This window comes from Bradyrhizobium sp. HKCCYLS2038, assembly GCF_051167655.1.
Lineage (GTDB): Bacteria > Pseudomonadota > Alphaproteobacteria > Rhizobiales > Xanthobacteraceae > Bradyrhizobium.
Genome location: NZ_JBNPTM010000002.1, coordinates 743,756 through 767,289, shown reverse-complemented (window position 1 = coordinate 767,289; position 23,534 = coordinate 743,756). Strand labels below are relative to the sequence as shown.

The window sequence follows — 23,534 nt, the reverse complement described above, 5'->3', positions numbered from 1 at the left end:
CGGCTGTTTCATCATGGACGAAACCAGATCGATGTTGCGGGACCTCGAAGAGGCGATCGCGCGGGGGACCGCCGACAGCCGCGAACGCGCGCTGTGGCATGCGACCGATCTGCTGATCGCTGGCCGCTATTACGAGGAGGAGATCGCTACCTTCGGCGAGGTGATCGGTCGGCTTGCCGACGAGATCGAGACGGAGGCGCGGGCCAGGCTGGCCCATCGGCTGGCCAGGATCGAATACTCGCCGGCCAGCGTCATTCGCAAGCTCGCCTTCGACGACGAGATCGAGGTCGCGGGTCCGGTCCTGCGGCAGTCGGCGCGGCTCGATGACGCCACGTTGGTCGAGAACGCCAGCACCAAGAGCCAGGCGCATCTGCTGGCGATCGCCGAGCGCAAGACGTTGAGCCCGGCCATCACCGACGTGCTGGCCGCGCGCGGCAACCGCGCTGTGGCGACCGCAGTGGCGCAAAACCATGGCGCCCAGTTCTCCGGCCACGGTTTCCTGCACATGGTGAAGCGGGCGGAGAACGATTCCATCCTCGCCGAGCATCTCGGCAGGCGGCTCGACATTCCCAGGCATCTGTTCCAGCAGCTGATCGCCAAGGCTTCCGACGATGTCGGCCGGCGGCTGGCCGGTGAGCGGCCGGAGCTGATGGGCGAGATCCACAGCTCGGTGGCCAATGTCGCCGGCGATCTGCAGTCCAAATTCGGTCCCGGCACGCGCAACTACTTCGTCGCCAAGCGCACGGTCTCGATCCAGTACCGCGAGGGCAATCTGTACGAGAGCACCATCGCCGGCTATGCCGTGGCCCACAAGGTCGAGGAGGTGACGATCGGCCTCGCGCTGCTGTCGGGACTGCCGGCCGACGTCGTCGAGCGGGCGCTGTTCGACCGCAATCGCGAGATGCTGCTGATGCTGGCCAAGGCGCTGCACTTCGGCTGGGACACGACCATGGCGCTCGCATTTCTCGGTGCGCGCGATCACCGCATCACCGCGGGCGAGCTGCAGGAGCTGGAGCGCGACTACGCGCGGCTGGATGCGAGGGCGTCACGCAGCGTGCTGGAATTCTATCAGTCGAGAAAGGCGCCCGCCCGGAACGGCGCGCCGCGGGCGTTCGTGCATTGATGCAGTGGCAAAGGACGAGGTGATCGCGGATGAGCGGAATGGCACTTCATCTTCATGGCGGGCCCGGGCTCGGTCTGCGCGATGCGCCCGCGGATCGTGCGGCCGCCGACGCGGCCTGGCACGTGCTCGAAGCGGCCAATGAGCTGGGCGACGAGGCGACGGTCACCGCCTGCCGCCGCATCATCGACGCCAGCCTCAATGGTATGGGTGCGATGCAGGCCGACCTGCAGCTCGTCGCGGACTACTTCCGTTAGGTTTCGCATTGGTCGTGTGCTGCCAACGGCAGGATGACTGCTGTTGGAGCTAGATATGCGCGGCCCCACGATCGACGCTCGATCTCTCCTCGTCATTGCGAGCGCAGCGAAGCAATCCAGGGTGGTGGGCGGAGCTCTGGATTGCTTCGCTGCGCTCGCAACGGGCGGAAATATCTCTCGTCAAACGAAAAGCTCGTAGCCGGGGGGGACAAGCGTGACGTGACGGTTACGATGGGCCTGGCTTACACCGTCGCAAGCTGCGGGTCGGTCCGGCCCGCGCGTTTGCCGGCTTTTGCCTTCGCCGGCTCAAACAACGCGCTCGCGGCCAGCCCCGCCGTATCCGCCACCTCGGGATTGCGCGACACCATCGCGGCGACGATCGCGCCGTCGATCAACAACGCCAGCTGGTGGGCGAAACTCTCGGGCTCCGCCGCGCCCATCTCGCGGGCGAGTTTCTCGATATGCGCCAGCACCACCTTCTTGTGGCGCATCGCGATGGTGCGAAACTGCTTCTGGTCCTTGTCGTGCTCGCCGACAGCATTGATGAAGGGGCAGCCGTAGAAGCGCTCTTCGCTGAACCAGCTCTTCAGCGCCGGGAAGATGCGCGCGAGCTTGGTCTGCGCATCGCCTCCGCCGGTTTCCATCTCTGCGATGAACCATTCCCGCCACTGCTTGCCTTCGCTTTCGAGCACGGCGGTGACGAGCGCGGTCTTCGATCCGAACAGCTTGTACAGCGTGGTCTTTGCCGTGCCGGCCTCGCTGATGATCGCATCGATGCCGGTCGCATTGATGCCGTTCTTGCAGAACAGCCGCGTTGCCGCGCCGAGCAGGCGGCCGCGTGCCGATTCATCATCGCTTGCGGCGATCGTTCGGGCGATCGCCTGCTTCCTGGCCGTTGGTTTGCGCGCAGCTGACTTGCCCATGTCGCAAGCTTAATCGCTGTGCGCGTGAGTCAGCAAGACCAGTAATGGTGATGATGCGGCGCTGCGCTCATTTTCATCGCGGCGCACAGCACTCTGCATCGCGCTTGAGCAGACGGGGGTGCGCCAGATCCTGCCATCTTCTTCTAAGCCGCGAGGATCATTCCGCCTTTTGATTTTCAAGCTCCCTGGCACGCTTCGTGCAGGAAACAGACCGTTCGGTATCCTCGATCCCAGGGAGAGAAATGAGATGACCGCTGTGGTTCAGAAGACGGCCCTCACGGGCTGCCTCGCACCCATCGACAAAAACGGGCTCGAACAGCTCATCGTCAACGGCAAGGCCAACCCCAAGGTCATCAAGACCCTGAAGTGCAAGACCGTGGCGGAGGGCAAGTTCCGCCATGCCAACTACATCCGCAACCTCGCGCCGTATATCGTCGACGAGCCGCCGGGGCTGCTGGGTGACGACACCGCACCCAATCCGTCGGAGGCCTCGCTCGCCGCGCTCGGCTCCTGCCTCGCGGTCGGCCTGCACGCCAACGCGGTGCATCGCGGCTGGACCGTCAACAAGCTCGAGCTGGAGCTCGAGGGTGATCTCAACATCACCGCGGTCTGGGGCACCGGCGACACCAGCGAAAAGCCGGTCGGCTTCACGGATGTGCGCGTCAAGGTCGACATGGAGTGCGAAGGCATTCCGCAGGCCGAGATCCAGGCGCTGATCGATCACGTCAAGAAGTGGTCGCCGGTCGCCAACACGTTTACCCGCCCGGTCAATCTCGAGGTCGGGATCTGACCTGCAGTCGCGAGTAGCGGAGGACGTCATGGGTTCACTCGGACAGCATCTGGCGGTCGATGGCGCGGGCATCATGCCCGTGGCGTCGACCGTCGAGCAGGTGGCGGCGATCGCGCGCAACGAGCTCGCGCCGCTGGCCTCTGGCATCGACGCCGGCACGGTGTACCCGGCTGACGTGCTCCGCCGCTTCGGCGAGGTCGGCGCGTGGAGCAGCCACGTGCCGGAGGATGGCGCAGCGGATCTCAACTGCGCCATCGACTCGATTGCCGCGATCGGAGAGGTCTGCGGCGCCTCGGCGTTCATGGCGTGGTGCCAGAACACGCTGGTCTGGTACATCGCGAACTCGTCCAACAAGGCGCTGGTCGATCGCCTGCTCGACGACGCCGCCAGCGGCCGGCTGCTCGGCGGCACCGGGCTCTCCAACCCGATGAAGAGCTTCTTCGGCATCGAGAAGCTCAAGCTGAAGGGCCGGAAGGTCGAGGGCGGCTATGTCGTGCGCGGCGTGCTGCCCTGGGTCTCCAATCTCGGCCCGGAGCACATGTTCGGCACGATCTTCGAGCGCGAGGATGCGCCCGGCGAGATCGTGATGTTCATCGCCGACTGCTCGGATGCGGCGGTGACGCTGCAGCCGTGCCAGCCCTTCCTCGCAATGGATGGCACCGGCACCTACGGCATCCAGTTCCGCGATCTGTTCGTGCCGGATGAGCTGATCCTCGCTGATCCCGCCGGTCCGTTCGTCAAGAAGATCCGCGCCGGATTCATCCTGCTGCAGGCCGGCATGGCGCTCGGCCTGATCAAGGATTGCATCAAGATCATGCAGGAGGTCGAGGCGCCGCTCGGCCACGTCAACCGCTATCTGCCGCAACAGCCGGTCGACTTCAGCGCGCTTGCCGATGAGCTCGCGAAGGAGACCGCCGAACTCGCCCGCGATCCCTACAACTCCGACGAGACCTATTGGCGCAAGGTCGTCGCGCTGCGCCTGCGGGCCGGCGAGGCCAGCGTCGCCGCGGCTCACGCCGCGATGCTCCATTGCGGAGCGCGCGGCTACATCAAGGGCAATCGCGCCGAACGTCGCCTGCGCGAGGCCTATTTCGTCGCGATCGTGACCCCCGCGACCAAGCAGCTCCGCAAGATGCTCGCCGACGGCTGACGCCGGCGAGAATGGCAAACAACGAAGTTTAGACCAGGAGAGGCCTGCCATGACGGACGTTCTGATTACTGCCGGCGAACTCGCTGACTTCATCAAGAAAGAACCGTGTGTCGTCATCGACACCCGCAATCCCGATGTCTACGGTGCGGGACATCTCCCCGGCGCCGTGAACGTGCATGAGATCTTCACCTATCTCGCGACGTCGACTCCCGAAGGCATGGAAGAGCTGAAGACCAAGTTCGCCGATGCGTTTGGTGCCGCCGGCCTCTCGGGCAGTGAGACTGCGGTGGTCTACGAGCAGTCGATGAACTCCGGCTTCGGCCAGTCCTGCCGCGGCTACTTCCTGCTGACGATGCTCGGCTATCCCAAGGTGAAGGTGCTGCATGGCGGCTACGACGCCTGGGTCGCGGCCGGCATGCCCGTCAGCACCGACGTGCCGTCGCCGACCAAAGCCTCGTTCGCGATCGTGCCGGAGGCGGGCAGCATCCTGATCGATGCCAAGGCGATGCTCGCTGCGGTCGGCAATCCGGCGATCGCGATCCTCGACGTGCGCGATGTCGACGAGTGGATCGGCGACTCCTCATCGCCCTACGGCAAGGATTTCTGCCCGCGCAAGGGCCGCATCCCCGGCGCCGTCTGGCTCGAATGGTACCGCATGATGAAGCCGACCGGCGAAGGCCCGCGCTTTAAGTCGAAGGACGAGATCCTCGCCGAATGCGCCACCGTCGGCATCACGGTCGATACGCCGGTGTATCTCTACTGCTTCAAGGGCGCGCGCGCCTCGAACACGTTCCTCGCGCTGAAGAACGCCGGCGTGAAGGATGTGCGGATGTACTTCGGCTCGTGGAACGAGTGGTCGCGCGACCCGTCGCTGCCGATCGAGGAAGGTCTCCCGATGCCGGCGCTGACCAGCAAAGCGGCATAGAAGCTGCATGATAAGCACATCCGGCCGCTGAAAAACGCGGCCGGATGAGCAGTTCGAAGGCGCAGTCAGCGCAGGTGTGACAAAGGGGCGCAGCACATGTCGATTTTCGATGATCCGTTCGATGCCGATTCCCGCGTGAATGCCGGTTGTATTTGCGGCCAGCATCAGAGCCCGGCCGAACACGAGCACGCCATGCTGGCGCTGCGCTGTGAGCCGGTCGCCGACAGTCGCGAGAAGCGTTACGAGAACGTTGTCGCGTCTGCGGTGCTGCGCGCGGTATTTCCGGAAGTCGCCACCCGCCGCGCCTTCCTGAAATCCGTCGGCGCCGCCACCGCGCTTGCCGCGGTCTCGCAGTTCTTCCCGCTGAAGACCGCAACCGAGGCATTTGCCGAAGCGGGCGCGCCCGAAAAGAAGGATCTCAAGGTCGGCTTCATTCCGATCACCTGCGCCACGCCGATCATCATGGCGGCGCCACTCGGATTCTATGCCAAGGCCGGCCTCAACGTCGAAGTCGTCAAGACCGCCGGCTGGGCCGTGATCCGAGACAAGACGATCAACAAGGAATACGACGCCGCGCATATGCTGGCGCCGATGCCGATCGCGATCTCGCTCGGCCTGGGCGCGCAGCCGATCCCGTTCACGGTGCCCGCGATCGAGAACATCAACGGGCAGGGCATCGTGCTGTCGATGAAGCACAAGGACAAGCGCGACCCGAAGGACTGGAAGGGCCTGAAGTTCGCCATTCCGTTCGACTATTCGATGCACAATTATCTCTTGCGCTATTATCTCGCCGAGCACGGCATCGATCCCGACACCGACGTGCAGCTGCGCTCGGTGCCGCCGCCGGAAATGGTCGCCAATCTCAGGGCCGACAACATCGACGGCTTCCTTGCGCCCGACAACATCTGCCAGCGCGCGATCTATGACGGCGTCGGCTTCCTCCATATCCTGTCGAAGGAGATCTGGGACGGCCATCCCTGCTGCAGCTTCGCCGCCAGCCGCGAGTTCATCACCGCGGCCCCGAACAGCTTTGCCGCGCTGACCCGCGCCATCGTCGACGCCACCGCTTACGCGGCCAAGGCCGAGAACCGCAAGCAGATCGCGGAGGCCATTGCCCCGGCGAACTACATCAACGCACCGGTGACGGTGCTGGAGCAGGTGCTGACCGGCACGTATGCTGATGGATTGGGCGGCGTGAAGACCGACCCGAAGCGCGTCGATTTCGATCCGTTCCCGTGGCAGTCGTTCGCGGTGTGGATGCTGACCCAGATGAAGCGCTGGGGCCAGATCAAGGGCGACGTCGACTACAAGGCGGTCGCCGAGCAGATCTACCTCGCGACAGATACGCGCAAGGTCATGACCGAGATGGGCCTGACGCCGCCGGCCGAGTCGTACAAGTCGTTCTCGGTCATGGGCAAGAGCTTCGATCCGACCAAGCCGGACGATTACGTCGCGAGCTTCAAGATCAAGAAGGCGTCGTGATGGGAGCGATGGACGTGACGCTGCCAACCCCACGAATGGTGTCGTCCCGGCGTACGCCGGGACCCATACGCCGTGACCTCTCGTGGGGCAGGAGCGTTAGCGACAGTCTTACCCGTCCATTGAGTTCGGTGGCTATGGGTCCCGGCGTTCGCCGGGACGACACCGATGGGGGAGCGACGGCATGACCGCCTCACTCCGCTTCCGTGCTGCCGTCGTCTCCATCGTCCTGCTCGCCGTGTTCCTCGGCGCCTGGCATATCGCTACGCGCGGCACGGGCGCGGCGGCCAATATGAGCCCGGAATACGCCAAGCTGATGGGCATGACCGCGACGCAGGGCAAATCGGCCATGCCCGGTCCGCTCGATGTCGGCGCCAAACTGTGGGAACATCTGCGGCGGCCGTTCTACGATAATGGTCCGAACGACAAGGGGCTCGGCATCCAGCTCGCCTTCTCGCTCGGGCGTGTCATGCTCGGCTATCTGATCGCGGTCGCGGTCGCGATTCCGCTCGGCTTCCTGATCGGCATGTCGCCCTTGATGAGCAAGGCGCTGGATCCGTTCATCCAGATCCTCAAACCGATCTCGCCGCTCGCCTGGATGCCGCTGGCGCTCTACACCATCAAGGATTCCAGCCTGTCGGCGATCTTCGTGATCTTCATCTGCTCGGTGTGGCCGATGCTGATCAACACCGCCTTCGGCGTGGCCAGCGTGCGCAAGGAGTGGATCAACGTCGCGCGCACGCTCGAAGTGAGCAACATCCGGCGCGCTTTCACTGTCATCCTTCCAGCTGCCGCACCAACGATCCTGACGGGCATGCGCATTTCGATCGGCATCGCCTGGCTCGTGATCGTCGCTGCCGAGATGCTCGTCGGCGGCACCGGCATCGGCTACTTCGTCTGGAACGAGTGGAACAACCTGTCGATCACCAACGTGATCATCGCGATCCTGCTGATCGGGCTCGTCGGCATGGTGCTGGACCAACTGCTGGCGCGTGTCTCGCGGCTCGTGACGTTTCCGGAGTAGGGGGATGACGCTGGTGATCCCAAGCGACGCTGCGCCCTTACCTCTCCCTGCTTGCGGGGAGAGGTCGGATTGCATCGCAGATGCAATCCGGGTGAGGGGGTACAGGTCTCTCGACACACACTTCTGGCGCGTGTGCCCCTCATCTTTCGCCACGGCTCGCAGTATCCGTGCGGCTGCCCCTCACCCCAACCCTCTCCCCGTAAGAACGGGGAGAGGGAGCGCATCGGATTCGTGGAGGGAGCGAGGATGACACCCGACAAATTCATCTCGATCGAGGGCATCGCCAAGCGCTACGATGGCGCGCGCAGCACCACGATCTTCGAGAACCTCTGGCTGGCGATGGGCCGCGGCGAGTTCGTCTGCGTGATCGGCCATTCCGGCTGCGGCAAGACGACGGTGCTCAACATCCTCGCCGGCCTCGACGAGCCAAGCGAGGGCGTGGTCGTCGTCGACGGCCAGGCCATCGAGGGTCCCAGCCTCGATCGGGCGGTCATTTTCCAGAGCCATGCGCTGCTGCCGTGGCGGACGGTGCTCGGCAACGTCGCCTATGCGGTCTCGTCGAAATGGCGCAAATGGGACCGCGCGAGGGTCAAGGCGCATGCGCTGAAATACATCGAGCTGGTCGGGCTCGGCGGATCCGAGCACAAGCGGCCGTCGGAGCTGTCCGGCGGCATGAAGCAGCGCGTCGGCATTGCGCGCGCGCTGTCGATCACGCCGAAGATCATGCTGATGGACGAGCCGTTCTCGGCGCTCGACGCGCTGACGCGCGGCACACTGCAGGACGAGGTTCGCCGCATCTGTGTCGAGACCGGGCAGACTGTGTTCATGATCACGCATGACGTCGACGAGGCGATCTATCTCGCCGACAAGATCGTGCTGATGACCAACGGTCCGGGCGCGGTGCTTGCCGAGATCGTCGAGAACCCGCTGCCGAAGGACCGGCTACGCGGTGATCTGCACCGTCATCCGCTGTACTACGCGCTGCGCAACCATATCATCGACTTCCTGGTCAGCCGCAGCAAGACCTTCACTGCGGAGACACCGGATCACGATCCGCGTAAGGTGCCGGTGGTCAAGATCGGCCGGACCGAGCCGACCATCGTGGCGTCCAAGCCTGCCGATAGCGACGCGCCGCAGGCCGTCGCCCGCTGACGCTCGGAAGAAACCCATCAACGAAGGTCCATCAAGGGAGACCAAGCATGAAGCGATCCGACCTCACCGAGAAGCTGCTCGACATCAAGCGCGAGAAGGGCTGGAGCTGGAAGTACATCTGCGAAAAGATCGGCGGCTATTCCGAGGTGCTGATCGTCGGCGCCATTCTCGGCCAGATGAAGCTGACCAAGCCGCAGGCGGCCAATGCCGGCGAACTGTTCGGTCTCTCGAAGAGCGAAATCTCGATGCTGAACGAGACGCCGATGCGTGGCGAGGGCGTGCAGATGCCGCCGACCGATCCGTTGATCTATCGCTTCTATGAGCTGGTGATGATCAATGGCCCTGCCTGGAAGGAGCTGATCCAGGAGGAGTTCGGCGATGGCATCATGTCGGCGATCGATTTCGACATGGTGATGGAGCGCCTGCCCAATCCGAAGGGCGACCGCGTCAAGATCTCGATGTCGGGCAAATTCCTGCCGTACAAATATTACGGTGCCAGCGGCAACGTGCCGGAGTATGGATTCAAGGAAGAATAGGGAAGGGGCGAATGGCGAATAGGGAGTAGCGAGTAGGGAACGAGGGCAAGTTGCCCCTATTCGCTACTCGCCATTCGCTATTCGCCTCTCGTCACTGTCCCGCCTTGACCTGCGCCACCGCGGTCGCGAGCAGCTCGCTCATCTTCGCGCGCACGTCCGCCTCGGTCACCGTGGCGCCCTTGGCGGTGAGATCGCCCAGCACCTTGCGCACGACGTCGGCATCGCCGGCTTCCTCGAAATCGGCGGCGACGACTTCCTTGGCGTAGGCGTCGGCATCGGCGCCGGACTTGCCGAGCTTCTCGGCCGCCCAGAGGCCGAGGAGCTTGTTGCGGCGGGCTTCCGCCTTGAACTTCAATTCCTCGTCATGGGCGAATTGCTTCTCGAACGCGTCCTCGCGCTTGTCGAACGTGGTCATGGCCGGAACTTCCAGTGTTGCCGAAGAGGGTTAACCGCGGAGGCGGTTGCGGGGCGGTATCCGCACGCCTAAATAATTGGAACATCTTGCCAATACAACGGGCACGAGGCCGCAGGGAAGGGCGGTAAAACTCCGCCGCCCGGGTCTGGATCGATTGTGCTCGGCACACCAATGGGATAGGTTTCCCACAGGCCCGGTTCTTGTTCTGTTTCCGTAGAGATCCAGGCCCTCGCGGCAGCTCCGTCGTGGTCCTGTCCAAAGTCATCCGGAGCCCACCATTTCATGGATTTCAACAAAACACGGTACATCCCAATGAGCCGTCGGCGTCGCATTTATGAAGGCAAGGCCAAGGTCCTTTACGAAGGTCCGGAGCCGGGCACCCTGATCCAGCACTTCAAGGACGACGCTACCGCCTTCAATGCCAAGAAGCACCAGGTGATCGAAGGCAAGGGCGTCCTCAACAACCGGATCTCGGAGTACCTGTTTCAGCACCTCAACGACATCGGGGTGCCGACCCACTTCATCCGCCGCCTCAACATGCGCGAGCAGTTGATTCGCGAGGTCGAGATCGTGCCGCTCGAGGTCGTCGTCCGCAACGTGGCGGCGGGCTCGCTGTCGCAACGCCTCGGCATCGAGGAAGGCACCCAGCTGCCGCGTTCGATCATCGAATTCTATTACAAGAACGACCAGCTCAACGACCCCATGGTGTCGGAAGAGCACATCACCGCGTTCGGCTGGGCCACGCCCCAGGAGATCGACGACATCATGGCGCTCGCCATCCGCGTCAACGACTTCCTGACCGGCCTCTTCCTCGGTATCGGCATCCGCCTCGTCGACTTCAAGATGGAGTGCGGCCGGCTGTTCGAGAACGAGATGATGCGGATCATCGTCGCCGACGAGATTTCCCCTGATTCCTGCCGTCTGTGGGACATCAAGTCGAACGAGAAGCTCGACAAGGACCGCTTCCGTCGTGATCTTGGCGGCCTTCTGGAGGCCTATACCGAGGTCGCCAAGCGGCTCGGCATCCTGATGGAGAACGAGCGTCCGGCGGGCTCCGGCCCGGTCCTGGTCAAGAGCTGAGGGTTAAAGACGTGAAAGCGCGTGTCACGGTGACACTGAAAACCGGCATCCTCGATCCGCAGGGCAAGGCGATCGAGGGCGCCCTGAAATCGCTCGGCGTCGACGGCGTCGCGAGTGTGCGCCAGGGCAAGGTGTTCGACATCGAGCTCGCTGGCGCCGACAAGGCCCAGGCGGAGGCGGCCCTCAAGGCCGCCGCCGACAAGCTGCTCGCCAACACGGTGATCGAGAATTACCGGGTGGAGCTGTTGGGGTAGGGCTATGGCCGCGATCACCAACGAGCTGATGTACGAGGTCCTGAAGTCGATCCAGGCGCGGCTCGCGCAGGTTGACGGCAAGATCGACGAGCTCAAGTTGGCTGAACAGGCCGCGCGAACGGCTCAGATTGCTCTTCGTCAGGAGATCACTGGAATCCACCAGGAGCTCTCCGGCATCCATGCCACTTTGGTTCGCCACGAGGGCCGTCTCGATCGTATCGAGCGGCGGCTCGAACTCAACGATGTACCTTCGCTATGAAATCTGCCGTCCTCGTCTTCCCCGGCATCAATCGCGAGCGCGACATGGCGCGCGCGCTGCGCATGATCTCCGGCCATGAGCCGGCGATGGTCTGGCACGCCGAGACGGCGCTGCCCAAGGGCACCGACCTCGTCGTCGTCCCCGGCGGCTTCTCCTATGGCGATTATCTGCGTTGTGGCGCGATCGCGGCGCGGGCGCCGGTCATGGATGCGGTGCGCGATCACGCCGCCAAGGGCGGCCTCGTGCTCGGCGTCTGCAACGGCTTCCAGATCCTGTGCGAGTCCGGCCTGCTCCCGGGCGTGCTGATGCGCAACGACCGGCTGAAGTTCATCTGCAAGGACGTGCATCTGCGCGTCGAGCGCTCCGACTCGCCGTTTACCCGTGGCTATAATGCCGGCCAGGTCATCCGCGTCCCCGTCGCCCACGGCGAGGGCAACTATGCGGCTGACGAGGAGACATTGAAGCGGCTCAATGGCGACGGGCGCGTGCTCTATCGCTACTGCTCGGCCGATGGCGAGGTCGGCGACCTCAGCAACATCAACGGTGCGGCGCATTCGATCGCGGGCATCGTCAACGAGAGCGGGAACGTGCTCGGCATGATGCCGCATCCCGAGAATCACGTCGAGGACATCATGGGATGCACCGACGGCCGCGGCCTGTTCGCCGGCCTCGTCGCCCATCTCGATCGCGCCGCCTGATCGCGGCTCTCCTCACTTGTGTCATGCCTCGACCGGGTCCGATCGAGGCCGGGCCAACAAACGGCCGATTGCTGATGCAGTGTCGGGCACTTGCTTCATCCTACGGACCGCAAATGACCTCTGCCCTGGTTTCGATGTCGACGCGCCTGCTGCTGGCGCTGTTTCTCTGTGTCGGCATCGGACTTGATGTCGTCCAGGCCGAGATCCCCGCGGCCGCTCCGCCGGTCAACCCGTCGCCTGCTGCGCCGTCTCTGCCGTTCTCGGTCGGCGGCTGGAAGTCTCAGCGGCCGAACGGCACGGACATCACCTTTTTCCTGTGCCAGGAGGCCCAGTGCGGCCCGGGCTCGAAGGTGAGCTACCGGCTCTACGCGCCCGACACGACCATGACCCTCGAGCAGTTCCGCGCGTCCCAGGAGCAGACGATCCGGATTCTGGACGAGCGCGCGCCGGGCCAGACGACCACCATTCTCGCCGCCGAAGGCGACACGGGCACCGGCGTGCCGCGTGTCTTTCGCGTTCGGCGCCTCAAGGTGGCGCCTGATGGCAGCCGGGAATATCAGGTGAGCGGGATGCTGTTTGGATCGAGGGGCAGTGCGAGCCTGATCAGCTCGGCGAGTAGCGAGACCAACAGCACCACCAATTTCGCGCAGTTTGCGATCCCGGTGCTGGTCCTGCTGGGGGTGCCGCAGCGTTGAGGCGTTGGCTGCTTCCAGGCGTTGCTTGACGCGTGTCGAGCTCCTAGCCCGAGACGTTCATCCAAATCGTTCCGCAGTTTTTTCTCGCGGCGGCCCGCAACGCCGGGCGGTCGTTCGCGTTGTCGCCCACGAATGGGGCAGGGAACCAAGGAGGTTCTCACATGACGACGAAACACTGGCTGGGCACGGCCGCAATCATCCTGTCGATCGGCACGGCATCAGGTGCTGCATCGGCACAAGGCGAAATGAAGCGCGAGGGCGGTCCTGCCGCTTCGACCGCGCGTGAGGCGACCCGTCCCGCCGCCGAGGCCAAGGGAGAGGCCAAGGGAGAAGCCAAGAGCGGTGCCGCGGCGATGGAACGCGGAGCGTCAGAAACGAAGCAGAGCGCGCAGGAGCAGCGTCGCACCGAGCCGACGGCGGCCGGGCGCGAGCAAGCCCAGGAGCGTGCCTCGGAGCGTTCGGGGCATGATGCCAAGCAGAGCGCCGAGAGCAAGGGCGAGCACGCGGCAGGCGCAGCCGAACGCGGCCGCGATGCCAAAGAGAGCGCCGAGACGAAATCGTCCACCGACAGCAAGCAGGCCGACAAGCAGCCGGACAGCAAGGCCAAGGCAGAGTCCAAGCAGCAGCAGGGCCGTGCGGACGAGACGCGCAAGGGCGAGGATCGCGCCGCCGAGAGCAAGTCGGGCACGTCTGACCGCAAGTCCGACCGCGAGGCCGATCGCAACGAGCGCAACAACGACAAGGCCCGGCAGAGCGAGGACGAGCGCAAGGGCGGCACCTCCGACAAGGCTGCAGACAAGGCCGGCGACAAGCAGGACAATGACCGCAACAAGCAGGCCAATCAGCCGGGCTCGACCGACAACAAGAACACGACGGCGCAACAGAACCAGCAGAACGGCGCGACGGGCGGCGGTCAGCGGGATCAGACCGGACAGGCCAACAATCAGACTCAGCCCAACGGCAACCGCTCCAGCACGCAGGTCCAGGTCAACGAGCAGCAGAAGACCCGCGTGGTCGATCAGCTCAAGCACGATCACGATTTCGATCGCGCTCGCACCGATATCAACATCAACGTCAGTGTCGGCGAGCGTCTGCCGGAGCGCGTGCGGCCGCGTCCGCTGCCGTCTGATATCGTGACCATCGTGCCGGAATATCGCGGCTATGAGTACACGGTGGTGCATGACGAGATCGCGATCATCGATCCGCGCAGCCGCGAGATCGTCGACGTCATCCCGCAGAACGGCATGCGCGCCGACCGCGGCGGTTACGATCGCGGCGGCTACGGCGTGAATTCGACCCGGATCGTGCTGTCGGACGATCAGCGCCAGATCCTGCGCCGCGCCGCCACCGAGACGGGCACGGTGGGCTCGACCACATCGTCGTCGTCGACCTCGTCGGGCTCGAGCTGCCTCAGCCTGCGCCGGGTGCCCGACGAGCTCGCCCGCGCCAATCCGGAGCTCGCCAACTACCAGTATCTGGCGATCGGCGATCAGGTCGTGCTGATCGACCCGCGTGACCAGAAGGTGGTGCAGGTCATCGACCAGCAGCAGTAATCCGGCTGCAGGTTCGGCTTGGAAGGGGCGGGAGCGCGCGGCGCTTCCGCCCTTGTCCGTTCGTGCCGGCCGTCTGCCGTACGGCCATCGAACGTCATCACGCCGGGCGTTGAACCGGCTGTGGCAGCGGTGCGTCAAACGGGCAACGCCCATTCAGCCTCGTGCCGGCATGGGATTGTGGGCGTCTGCCGGTCACGCTATCAATTTCGGCGTGTGTTGTCCGGGCTGCGTGACTGGGGGTCTGCCGTGCCTGTCGCAATTGTCGTTCTGCTGCTCGACATTTCGTTGATCTATCATGCCTCGCGCACCGGGCGCATGCAGCCCTGGGCCTTCATCATTCTGATGGTGCCGATGATCGGCGCGCTGGCCTACATCGTCGTCGAGCTGATCCCCGAATGGCTCGGCAGCCATGACGTCCAGAAGGCACGCAAGCGGGTCGCCAACAAGCTCGATCCTGAAAAATACTATCGCGAGCTGTCGGATCGCGTCGCTGTGACGGACACCATCGCCAACCGCGCCGCGCTTGCCGAGGAATGCGTCGCGATCGGCCGCTATGACGAGGCCGAGCAGCATTACGATCACATCCTCAGCCTGCCGCTCGGCCACGAGCCGTTGTTCGCGCTCGGCAAGGCCAAGGCGCAATTCGCGCGTCGGCGGCCGGCCGACGCGCTGGTGACGCTCGATGAGCTGCAGAAGACCTGGCCGGACTACAATTCGGCCGAGGCGCACATGCTCTATGCGCGCGCACTGCAGGACGCCGGCCGTACCGGAGAGGCGCTAGACGAGTATCAGGCCTTGCTCGACTACGCGCCGAGCAGCGAGGCGAAGGCGCGCTACGGCACGCTGCTCAAGCTGGTCGGTCGCGTCGATGAGGCCAAGGTGGTGTTCACCGAGCTCTTGATCCAGATGAAGCGCTCGCCCCGCCACGTCCGCAAGGCCCAGGCCGAGTGGATATCGATCGCCGAAAAGCAGATCGCGGGGTAGGAGCGGCTGGCGACCCACGCTCCCTCTACGCGTCATTCCGGGGCGCGCGTAGCGCGAGCCCGGAATCCATACTCACGAACGGGCATGTTTCGCGAGCTGCGCGTGGGGCCGATTTTCGTCCCAACCACCGCTCCGGGTTATGGATTCCGGGCTCATTCGCGCTGCTTCAAAATGGCTTCGCCATTTTGCGCGCGAATGCCCCGGAATGACGGCGAGAGCTGGGGGGGATCGCTCTTGCCCACCGCTACGGCGAACTCGCCGCGTCCGGCGTTCGCCGCTTCACCCGCTTGATCGTGCCGGAGAACGAGAACAGCGGCTTCGTCCCGGAATGCAGCATGCCGCGCAGGAAGATCAGCGAGGCGCCGGCGCGGGTAACCTCGCCGGTGGCCTCGATCAGCTCGCCCTCGCGCGCGGCATCGAGGAATTCCGACGAAAACGACACCGTGACACCCGGCCCCTGCATGATCGGCGCGGCGAACGCAAACAGGCAGTAGTCTGCGAAGGTCATCAGGCAGCCGCCATGGACGTTGCCGCCGCCGTTCAGATGCTTCTTCTCGACCCGGAAGGCGCAGCGGATCGAGCCGTCGTCCTCCATGCGGTGCCAGAACGGGCCGGTGTGGGATTCGTAGCTGTCGCGCATCCAGGTGCGCCAGCCGGCAAATTCGCCTGATGTGGCGATGTGGATGCCGGGGCGGTTCTCGAAGGCGGAACGGGTCAGGTCGTGCACGTCGCGGGGCCTTTAACTGTTGATTTACCGTCTTAAATCCGATCGGTCGCAAATCTGCAAATATCCCGCCAGACGGTCCCGGCCAAAGCTCTGGACAGGGCGGATGAGGGCCGTAAAAGGCCTTTTCCCACTTGGCCTCTGTATTTATGAAGCAGGGTTTAAGGGACCAGCGGCCCACGGGCAAAGGCATCTCTCCATGCGCAATGAACCGCAGATCACCCCCGAGCTCGTCGCCGCCCATGGCCTGAAGCCCGACGAGTACGAGCGCATTCTGAAGCTGATCGGGCGGGTGCCGACCTTCACCGAGCTCGGCATCTTCTCGGCGATGTGGAACGAGCACTGCTCGTACAAGTCGTCGCGCATCCATCTCAAGGGCCTGCCGACCAAGGCGCCGTGGGTGATCCAGGGGCCCGGCGAGAACGCCGGCGTGATCGACATCGGCGACGGCCAGGCGGTCGTGTTCAAGATGGAGAGCCACAACCACCCGAGCTACATCGAGCCGTACCAGGGTGCGACAACCGGCGTCGGCGGCATTTTACGCGACGTCTTCACGATGGGCGCGCGTCCGATCGCCTGCCTGAACGCGCTGTCGTTCGGCGCGCCGGAGCACCCCAAGACCCGGCATCTGGTGTCCGGCGTCGTCGCCGGCGTCGGCGGCTACGGCAATTCGTTCGGCGTGCCGACGGTGGGCGGCCAGACCCGGTTCCACACCCGCTATGACGGCAACATCCTGGTCAACGCCATGGCGGTCGGCCTCGCCGACGCCGACAAGATCTTCTATGCGGCGGCCTCCGGCGTGAACATGCCGATCGTCTATCTCGGCTCCAAGACCGGCCGCGACGGCATCCACGGCGCCTCGATGGCGTCGGCCGAGTTCGACGATTCGTCGGAGGAGAAGCGCCCGACCGTGCAGGTCGGCGATCCCTTTGCCGAGAAGTTGCTGCTCGAGGCGTGTCTGGAGATCATGGCCGCCGATTGCGTGATCGCGATCCAGGATATGGGCGCGGCCGGCCTGACCTGCTCGGCGGTCGAGATGGGCGCCAAGGGCGACCTCGGCGTCGACCTCGATCTGGATTCCGTGCCGACCCGCGAGACCGGCATGAGCGCCTACGAGATGATGCTCTCCGAGAGCCAGGAGCGCATGCTCATGGTGCTGAAGCCGGAGAAGGAAAAGGAAGCCGAGGCGATCTTCCGCAAATGGGGCCTCGATTTCGCGGTCGTCGGCTACACCACCCCGAGCAAGCGGTTCGTCGTCAAGCATGGCGGCGACGTCATGGCCGATCTGCCGATCAAGGAGCTCGGCGACGAGGCGCCGCTCTATGACCGCCCGCATGTCGCTTCACCCGGCCTGCCGGTGATCCATGCCCGCGAGGTCAAGGCGCCGATGGACATCATCCCGGCGCTGGAGAAGCTGATCTCGACGCCGGATCTGTGCTCGAAGCGCTGGATCTGGGAGCAGTACGACCACGTCATTCTCGGCAACACCGTGCAGCGCCCCGGCGGCGATGCCGCCGTGGTGCGCGTGCAGGACGGCCCGAAGGGCTTGGCACTCACCGTCGACGTGACGCCGCGCTATTGCGAGGCCGACCCGTTCGAGGGCGGCAAGCAGGCCGTGGCGGAAGCCTGGCGCAACATCACGGCCGTCGGCGGCCGGCCGCTGGCCATCACCGACAACCTCAATTTCGGCAATCCGGAGCGGCCCGAGATCATGGGCCAGTTCGTCGGGTGCCTGAAGGGCATCTCGGAAGCCTGCCGCGCGCTGGACTTCCCGGTCGTGTCCGGCAACGTCTCGCTCTACAACGAGACCAACGGCCGCGCGATCCTGCCGACGCCATCGATCGGCGGCGTCGGTCTGCTCGACGACTTCACCAAGTCCGCCAGCATTGGCTTCAAGGCCGATGGCGAGGCGATCCTGTTGATTGGCGAGACCCATGGCTGGCTCGGCCAGTCGGTCTATCTGCGCGACGTCTGCGGCCGCGAGGAGGGCGCTCCGCCGCCAGTCGATCTCGCCGCCGAGAAGCGCATCGGCGATGTCGTCCGCGGCATGATCCACGCGGGCACGGCGACGGCGGCACATGACCTGTCCGACGGTGGCCTGCTGGTCGCGCTGGCCGAGATGGCCATGGCCTCCGGCATCGGCGCGCGCCTGCTGGCCGCGCCGGCGTCGATCGTGCCGCACGCCTATTGGTTCGGCGAGGACCAGGCCCGCTATCTCGTGACGGTGCCCGAGACCGAAGCCGGCCGCGTGCTCGCCAAGATGCGAGGCGCGAACGTGCCGTGCACGCGCATCGGCACCACCGGCGGGACCGCGCTGGCCATTGCCGGCGAAGCCTCCCTCGAGATCGCCGCGCTGAAGACCCGCTTCGAAAGCTGGCTGCCGAGCTATATGGGCGGTGGCGCCGCATAAACCACCGCCGTCGTCCCGGACAAGCCATGACGGCGCCACGCGCCGTCATGGCGCCGATCCGGGACCCATACTCCGTGACCGGAGTTGTCAAGCGGGCTGGTCGTTGACCTGCGCCAACAACGACACCCTGTGGTTATGGGTCCCTGCGTTCGCAGGGACGACAGCGGAGTTTGTTAGCGCGGCGCCCCTTCCACATTCGTCATTGCGAGCGAAGCGAGCTGTCCGCCGAAGCTCGAAGAGCGTAGGCGGAAGCAATCCAGGGCTCCGGCGGGACTGCTGGATTGCTTCGTCGCTTCGCTCCTCGCAATGACGGACGGAAGCAGATGCGTGCTTACAGCACGTTCTTCGCACCCGGAATCTGCCGCAGCACCCAGGTCGCGCCCCAGCTCAGGAGCACGCTGCCGATGAAGGCGATCGTGGCCTTGGCGATTGCCGGCAGATTGAGGTCGAACAGCCAGTACTGGATCCACAGCACGATCGGATAGTGCACGAGGAACATGCCGTAGGCGTCCGCCTGCATACGATCGAGCACGGAGAACTCCGAGCGGCGGTGGTTGAGGAAGTAGGACAGGATCGCGAACATCATCGCGGCGCTGAAGATCACGAACAAGAAGCCGTAGGCTCCTTCGTACCAATGCGGCAGCACCGGCGGGTTGTCGAGCACCTCGCGCTTGATCGTGATCAGCACCCAGAGCAGCACATACGGCACGAGCGTCACGACGATCCAGGCGCCGAGGCCGCGTTGCGACATCTGTCCTTCGGCGGCGAGCAGGCCGCGCTCGAAATTGGCCGAGCCGATGCCGGCGCCGACGTAGAAATAGGCCGCATACAGCAGCACGCGGCTGGCCTGCACCGAGAACGGTCCGGCCTCGAACCAATGTGTTGGACCGAAATACAGCCGCGCCGGAATGTAGAGCAGGCCCGTGATCAGCAGGAAAATGAAGAAGAAATCCCGCGGCTGCGCAAAGCCGCGCTGCGACAGGTTGTTGATCGGCTCGAGCAAGCGCGGCGACACCCGAAAAAGCAGGGCGGCCGAGGTGTCGAACGCCAGCAGCACCCAGATGAACCAGATCGGTCCGCTCGGCCAGGGGCCGACGGTCACGGTCTTCCACCAGAAGGCCGAGAAGCTGGTGTCCGGATTGGCGCGCAGCTCGATCGCATAATAGGCGAGAGGGATCAGGGTCAGCGCGGCGATCGCGAAAGGTAGTCCGAGGCGGAGCAGCCGGTCGCGCAGGAATTGCAGCGTCGTCTTGTGGGCCAGGCCCGACCACACGAACAGGCCCGACAGGAAGAAGAACATGGCCATGAAGAAGCTGTCGGTGGCCAGCACGATGCCGTCGAAGCCGAGGAAGGAGGTCGGATCGGTGTGCCCGAAATAGGTGTAGGGAATCACGGCGTGGTGCAGCAGGACCACCAGCGTCAGAAATGTCCGGGCATGATCCAGCGCGGCATTGCGCGCCCGGGCGCGTGGGCGAGCCTGCATCTCGACCTTGGCGGCGGCCGCCGATTGCGTAACCGATATGACCATGTGACCCCCAGCACCGCTGCTGCCGTGCCCGATTATAAAGCTCGCTGCCAGTGCTGCAAATCAGCAAGCGTGCCGGCCCGCAAGCCGATTCCTCACACATCGCGCTGATTCTTGCACCTGATGTCGGTACGAACCCACGAACTGCGAAGTTACGCGCCGCCCGATCTAAAGTTGCGGAAATTGCCCAGGGGCCTGTCTGGACCCTGAAAGGAACCGGTTCCAGCCGTCGTCGTTAGTGAGACGAAACGCGCCGCCCGGCGCTGCACCGGAGGACGATACCGTGACTCTTCTCAAATGGGCGCTGCTGTTCTTCGTGATCTCGGTGATCGCCGGCATTCTCGGCTTCACCGGTATCTCGGCAGCTTCCGCCGATATCGCGCGGATCCTGTTCTACATCTTCCTGGCGATCTTCCTCGTGCTCCTGATTCTCGGGCTCACGATCTTCAGGGTCTAGCGTGCCGAGAGGCTGCTGACGAAAGACGCCGGACCGGTTGGCTCCAAGCCGACCGGCCGGCGATCTCAGGCAAGGTCAACCTGCCGGAATTTCCTCGATTCGCACCTTGTCCGGATAGAATGCCAGATGGCCCGCGATCTCGGCCATGGCTGGAAAAGGCGTCTCATAGCTCCAGATCGCGTTGTCGAGCGTCTTGCCGTTGGCGCTGATGCTGAAATAGCTGGCATCCCCCTTGTAGGGGCAATGGGTCACGCGATCAGTCTTTTGCAGGGCCGTCATGTTGGCGTCGGCCCGCGGCACGTATTGAACCGCCGGATAGCTCGCTTCCTTCAGCGTCAACGCGCTGGTCGTATCAGCAATGACCATACCATCGGCGAGCACGCGGATCCGCTTTGGATTGCGGGTAATCGTGATCGGGTGGTCCGGCCCTGGCAGTTTCATATGAACCTCCTCATCCCGGTTTTCGGGTGCGTCACCCGGTCCACGCCATCTCGTCCGAGGCTGGTATATAGTGGTTCCGGGCGTGACCTCGAAAGCGGTTCGCGCTAGATTTCATCATCACGGTCGCGCGAGAGCGCCTTGATTCGATGCGTCGAACGGGCCACTGAGGGGCAGCAGAGCATGTCTCTGTGGCTCTGATCAGTTTGCCGCCGGACAGAAGGAGATGCACTGGGATGCCCATGGATGCCCACGATATCGAGCAGATGATCAAGGCCGCCATCCCCGACGCCCAGGTGACGATCCGTGATCTCGCCGGCGACGGCGACCATTATGCCGCGACGGTGATCTCCGAGGCTTTCCGCGGCAAGTCCCGCGTGCAGCAGCATCAGCTCGTCTACCAGTCGCTGCGCGGCCAGATGGGCGACGTCCTGCATGCCCTGGCGTTGCAGACCGGGGTGCCGGACCAGCACTGAGCGAGCGAAGCAGGCGGCCGCAGGCGCATCGGGGGAGATGGCGGTGGACAATCCGCGTGGTGCGCTGTTCCGCGTCATCGAGCCGAACCAGCACAGCCGCGTGACCTTCGTCGAGCTGTTTTTCGATCTCGTCTTCGTCTACGCGGTCACGCAGATCTCGCATTATCTGATCGGTCATTTCACGCCCCTCGGAGCCGTGCAGACCGCCGTCCTGTTTCTCGCCGTATGGTGGGTGTGGGTCTACACCGCCTGGGTCACCAACTGGCTCGATCCCGAGAAGGCGCTGGTCCGCAGCCTCCTGTTTGCCTTGATGCTCGCCGGCCTCGTGCTGTCGATGTCGATCCCGCGGGCGTTCGACGATCGTGGCCTATGGTTTGCCATCGCCTATGCGGCCATGCAGGTCGGCCGGACCGCTTTCTGGTGGATGGCGACACCGCCGCACAGGGTGGCGGTTCGCCGTAACGCCATCCGCATTCTCGCCTGGCTTATCGCCTCCGCCGTGCTGTGGCTGCTCGGTGGCCTGGCTGAGGGCTCCGTGCGGATGGGGTTGTGGGCCGCAGCGCTGACGCTCGAATACATCTCGCCCGCCGTTCGCTTCTGGGTACCGGGCCTTGGGGCATCGACGGTGGAAGACTGGATGGTCGAGGGCGGCCACATGGCCGAGCGCTGCGCGCTCTTCATCATCATCGCGCTCGGCGAATCGATCGTCGTGACCGGCGCGACCCTTGCCGATCTCGACTGGACCGCTGCCAACGTCGCCGCCTTTGCCTGCGCCTTTATCGGCACGGTCGCGATGTGGGCGGTGTACTTCAACCGCGGCGCCGAGGCCGGTTCCGAGATGATTTCGCGATCGACCCGGTCCGGGCTCGTCGCGCGATCCGCCTACACCTATCTGCACATGCCGATCGTGGCCGGCATCATCCTGACGGCCGTGTCCGACGAGATCGTGCTCAAGCATCCCGCGGGACACACCGATTTCAAGACGGCCGCCGTGACGATTGGAGGGCCGGTCGTGTTTCTGATCGGGACCGTCCTGTTCAAGCGCGAGGTGCGCGGATTCCTTCAGCTATCCCACGGGGCGGGCCTGCTGGCCCTGGCCGGTCTCGGCTGGTTTGCGACCGAGCTGTCGCCGCTGATCCTCTCGGCGCTGACGAGCGCGCTGCTGGCGATCGTCGCGCTGTGGGAGACGCTGTCACTGCGTTCGAAGCCGGAGGCTCACGCCTCTGCGACCAGCGCCTGAACCGAGAACATCTTCGCCGCATCGGTCCACACGGTCTGGACCTTCCAGCCCGAACCGCGCGCCAGCGCGCCGAACCGTTCGATGCTGTATTTATAGCTGTTCTCGGTGTGGATGCTCTCGCCGGCACGGAACGCGATGGTCGTGCCGAGCAGCCGAACCGACTGCGGCTTCCGCGCCACCAGATGCATCTCGATGCGATGCTGCTCGCGATTGTAGATCGCGCGATGCACGAAGGCGGACAGATCGAAATTGCCGCCGAGCTCGCGGTTGATGCGCAGCAGCAGATTGAGGTTGAAACGCGCGGTCACGCCGGCCGCATCGTTGTAGGCCTCATGCAGGACGCGTTCGTCCTTCTCGAGATCGACGCCGACGATCATCAGCGCACCAGCGCCCAGGATCTCGCGCGCCGAGCGCAGGAAGCGGCAGGCTTCATGCGGCTCGAAATTGCCGATCGTCGATCCCGGGAAGAAGCCGACCTTCGGCTGTCCTGTGATGGCGTCGGGCAGCTTGAACGCCGTGGTGAAGTCGGCGATGACCGGATGCACGGCGAGATCGGGGAAGTCGCGGCGCAGGCTGTCGGCCTGTGCGGTCAGGAAGTCGCCGGAAATGTCGACCGGGACGTAGCTGGCAAAGCGGCAGCTTTCGAGCAGCAGACGCACCTTCGTGGTAGCGCCGGCACCGAATTCGATCAGCGCCGCATTCTCGGGAATGATCGCGGCGATCTCGGCGCCGCGATCCCGGAGAATGCCGAGCTCGGTACGCGTCGGATAGTACTCGGGCAGCCGCGTGATCTGCTCGAACAGATCCGAACCTGCCGCGTCGTAAAAATATTTCGGCGACAGCTGCTTCGGCTGCCGGGTGAGGCCTGCGACCGCATCGAGCGCGAAGGCCGACGTCTTGTCGTCGGGAAGGTGGGCGTTGGACAGAGCGTTGACGTGCACGTTCATGATACTCTCCTGGACGCGCACAC

Annotated in this window: 26 protein-coding genes; 20 read left to right on the top strand and 6 right to left on the bottom strand. The window is 64.5% G+C overall.

Features of this window, described 5'->3' with window-relative positions; translation table 11 throughout:
• Positions 1-13 precede the first annotated feature (13 nt).
• The gene (locus ACQR1I_RS12705) at positions 14-1,123 is read left to right on the top strand and encodes a DUF2336 domain-containing protein (RefSeq protein ID WP_434864926.1); all 1,110 of its coding nucleotides are present in this window, start codon (positions 14-16) and stop codon (positions 1,121-1,123) included.
• A 38-nt stretch (positions 1,124-1,161) separates the two neighbouring features.
• Positions 1,162-1,377, top strand: a complete 216-nt coding sequence (locus ACQR1I_RS12700) for a hypothetical protein (RefSeq protein WP_434864925.1) — start codon at positions 1,162-1,164, stop codon at positions 1,375-1,377.
• A 242-nt stretch (positions 1,378-1,619) separates the two neighbouring features.
• On the opposite strand, the gene ACQR1I_RS12695 is transcribed toward ACQR1I_RS12700, so the two are convergent.
• Entirely contained in the window at positions 1,620-2,300 is a 681-nt protein-coding gene (locus ACQR1I_RS12695) for a TetR/AcrR family transcriptional regulator (protein WP_434864924.1), read from the bottom strand.
• Positions 2,301-2,547: 247 nt separating this feature from the next.
• Between ACQR1I_RS12695 and ACQR1I_RS12690 the strand changes: the two genes are divergently transcribed.
• The 7 genes from ACQR1I_RS12690 (at position 2,548) to cynS (ending at position 9,356) form a co-directional block, all read left to right on the top strand.
• Positions 2,548-3,090: an OsmC family protein gene (locus tag ACQR1I_RS12690; protein ID WP_434864923.1), complete on the top strand. Its 543-nt coding sequence runs from the start codon at positions 2,548-2,550 to the stop codon at positions 3,088-3,090.
• 28 nt (positions 3,091-3,118) lie between these two features.
• Positions 3,119-4,240, top strand: coding sequence for an acyl-CoA dehydrogenase family protein (locus tag ACQR1I_RS12685; RefSeq protein WP_434864922.1), 1,122 nt, complete (start codon positions 3,119-3,121; stop codon positions 4,238-4,240).
• A gap of 49 nt (positions 4,241-4,289) precedes the next feature.
• On the top strand, positions 4,290-5,165 hold the full coding sequence (locus ACQR1I_RS12680) for a sulfurtransferase (RefSeq protein ID WP_434864921.1): 876 nt from the start codon (positions 4,290-4,292) through the stop codon (positions 5,163-5,165).
• 96 nt (positions 5,166-5,261) lie between these two features.
• Positions 5,262-6,647, top strand: a complete 1,386-nt coding sequence (locus ACQR1I_RS12675) for a CmpA/NrtA family ABC transporter substrate-binding protein (protein ID WP_434864920.1) — start codon at positions 5,262-5,264, stop codon at positions 6,645-6,647.
• A 181-nt stretch (positions 6,648-6,828) separates the two neighbouring features.
• The gene (gene ntrB, locus ACQR1I_RS12670) at positions 6,829-7,668 is read left to right on the top strand and encodes a nitrate ABC transporter permease (RefSeq protein WP_434864919.1); all 840 of its coding nucleotides are present in this window, start codon (positions 6,829-6,831) and stop codon (positions 7,666-7,668) included.
• Between the two features lie 246 nt (positions 7,669-7,914).
• Positions 7,915-8,820 (top strand): ABC transporter ATP-binding protein, encoded by a 906-nt coding sequence (locus ACQR1I_RS12665; RefSeq protein WP_434864918.1) that lies wholly within the window; start codon positions 7,915-7,917, stop codon positions 8,818-8,820.
• A gap of 47 nt (positions 8,821-8,867) precedes the next feature.
• On the top strand, positions 8,868-9,356 hold the full coding sequence (gene cynS, locus ACQR1I_RS12660) for a cyanase (RefSeq protein ID WP_006614502.1): 489 nt from the start codon (positions 8,868-8,870) through the stop codon (positions 9,354-9,356).
• Between the two features lie 91 nt (positions 9,357-9,447).
• Here cynS and ACQR1I_RS12655 read toward each other — a convergent pair whose 3' ends face one another.
• Entirely contained in the window at positions 9,448-9,771 is a 324-nt protein-coding gene (locus ACQR1I_RS12655) for a DUF1476 domain-containing protein (protein WP_434864917.1), read from the bottom strand.
• Positions 9,772-10,083: 312 nt separating this feature from the next.
• Here ACQR1I_RS12655 and purC point away from each other — a divergent pair, with 312 nt between their 5' ends.
• The 7 genes from purC (at position 10,084) to ACQR1I_RS12620 (ending at position 15,294) form a co-directional block, all read left to right on the top strand.
• The gene (gene purC / locus ACQR1I_RS12650) at positions 10,084-10,851 is read left to right on the top strand and encodes a phosphoribosylaminoimidazolesuccinocarboxamide synthase (protein WP_008974302.1); all 768 of its coding nucleotides are present in this window, start codon (positions 10,084-10,086) and stop codon (positions 10,849-10,851) included.
• 11 nt (positions 10,852-10,862) lie between these two features.
• Positions 10,863-11,105: a phosphoribosylformylglycinamidine synthase subunit PurS gene (gene purS, locus ACQR1I_RS12645; protein ID WP_006614499.1), complete on the top strand. Its 243-nt coding sequence runs from the start codon at positions 10,863-10,865 to the stop codon at positions 11,103-11,105.
• Between the two features lie 4 nt (positions 11,106-11,109).
• Positions 11,110-11,364: a hypothetical protein gene (locus ACQR1I_RS12640; RefSeq protein WP_434864916.1), complete on the top strand. Its 255-nt coding sequence runs from the start codon at positions 11,110-11,112 to the stop codon at positions 11,362-11,364.
• A complete protein-coding gene (gene purQ / locus ACQR1I_RS12635) occupies positions 11,361-12,062 on the top strand; it encodes a phosphoribosylformylglycinamidine synthase subunit PurQ (RefSeq protein WP_012045343.1) in 702 nt (233 codons plus the stop codon). The genes ACQR1I_RS12640 and purQ overlap by 4 nt, the downstream gene beginning before the upstream one ends.
• A 134-nt stretch (positions 12,063-12,196) precedes the next feature.
• Complete coding sequence (locus ACQR1I_RS12630; protein WP_434864915.1) at positions 12,197-12,757, top strand: hypothetical protein; 561 nt, start codon at positions 12,197-12,199, stop codon at positions 12,755-12,757.
• Between the two features lie 245 nt (positions 12,758-13,002).
• Entirely contained in the window at positions 13,003-14,310 is a 1,308-nt protein-coding gene (locus ACQR1I_RS12625) for a DUF1236 domain-containing protein (RefSeq protein WP_434865134.1), read from the top strand.
• Positions 14,311-14,556: 246 nt separating this feature from the next.
• Complete coding sequence (locus ACQR1I_RS12620) at positions 14,557-15,294, top strand: hypothetical protein (protein WP_434864914.1); 738 nt, start codon at positions 14,557-14,559, stop codon at positions 15,292-15,294.
• A gap of 244 nt (positions 15,295-15,538) precedes the next feature.
• Here ACQR1I_RS12620 and ACQR1I_RS12615 read toward each other — a convergent pair whose 3' ends face one another.
• Entirely contained in the window at positions 15,539-16,021 is a 483-nt protein-coding gene (locus ACQR1I_RS12615) for a PaaI family thioesterase (protein ID WP_434864913.1), read from the bottom strand.
• A 196-nt stretch (positions 16,022-16,217) separates the two neighbouring features.
• Here ACQR1I_RS12615 and purL point away from each other — a divergent pair, with 196 nt between their 5' ends.
• The gene (gene purL, locus ACQR1I_RS12610; RefSeq protein WP_434864912.1) at positions 16,218-18,428 is read left to right on the top strand and encodes a phosphoribosylformylglycinamidine synthase subunit PurL; all 2,211 of its coding nucleotides are present in this window, start codon (positions 16,218-16,220) and stop codon (positions 18,426-18,428) included.
• 331 nt (positions 18,429-18,759) lie between these two features.
• Here purL and ACQR1I_RS12605 read toward each other — a convergent pair whose 3' ends face one another.
• Positions 18,760-19,956 carry an acyltransferase family protein gene (locus tag ACQR1I_RS12605; protein ID WP_434864911.1) on the bottom strand — a complete coding sequence of 399 codons (1,197 nt, stop codon included), beginning with the start codon at positions 19,954-19,956 and terminating at the stop codon, positions 18,760-18,762.
• A 280-nt stretch (positions 19,957-20,236) separates the two neighbouring features.
• Between ACQR1I_RS12605 and ACQR1I_RS12600 the strand changes: the two genes are divergently transcribed.
• Positions 20,237-20,410: a DUF1328 domain-containing protein gene (locus ACQR1I_RS12600; RefSeq protein ID WP_434864910.1), complete on the top strand. Its 174-nt coding sequence runs from the start codon at positions 20,237-20,239 to the stop codon at positions 20,408-20,410.
• A 75-nt stretch (positions 20,411-20,485) separates the two neighbouring features.
• On the opposite strand, the gene ACQR1I_RS12595 is transcribed toward ACQR1I_RS12600, so the two are convergent.
• Positions 20,486-20,851, bottom strand: a complete 366-nt coding sequence (locus ACQR1I_RS12595; protein WP_434864909.1) for a DUF427 domain-containing protein — start codon at positions 20,849-20,851, stop codon at positions 20,486-20,488.
• 233 nt (positions 20,852-21,084) lie between these two features.
• On the opposite strand from ACQR1I_RS12595, the gene ACQR1I_RS12590 reads away from it, so the two are divergent.
• Complete coding sequence (locus ACQR1I_RS12590) at positions 21,085-21,324, top strand: BolA family protein (RefSeq protein ID WP_434864908.1); 240 nt, start codon at positions 21,085-21,087, stop codon at positions 21,322-21,324.
• Positions 21,325-21,361: 37 nt separating this feature from the next.
• Positions 21,362-22,564 carry a low temperature requirement protein A gene (locus tag ACQR1I_RS12585; protein ID WP_434864907.1) on the top strand — a complete coding sequence of 401 codons (1,203 nt, stop codon included), beginning with the start codon at positions 21,362-21,364 and terminating at the stop codon, positions 22,562-22,564.
• On the opposite strand, the gene egtD is transcribed toward ACQR1I_RS12585, so the two are convergent.
• Positions 22,540-23,511 (bottom strand): L-histidine N(alpha)-methyltransferase, encoded by a 972-nt coding sequence (egtD, locus tag ACQR1I_RS12580; protein ID WP_434864906.1) that lies wholly within the window; start codon positions 23,509-23,511, stop codon positions 22,540-22,542. The genes ACQR1I_RS12585 and egtD overlap by 25 nt on opposite strands.
• Positions 23,512-23,534: the final 23 nt, after the last annotated feature.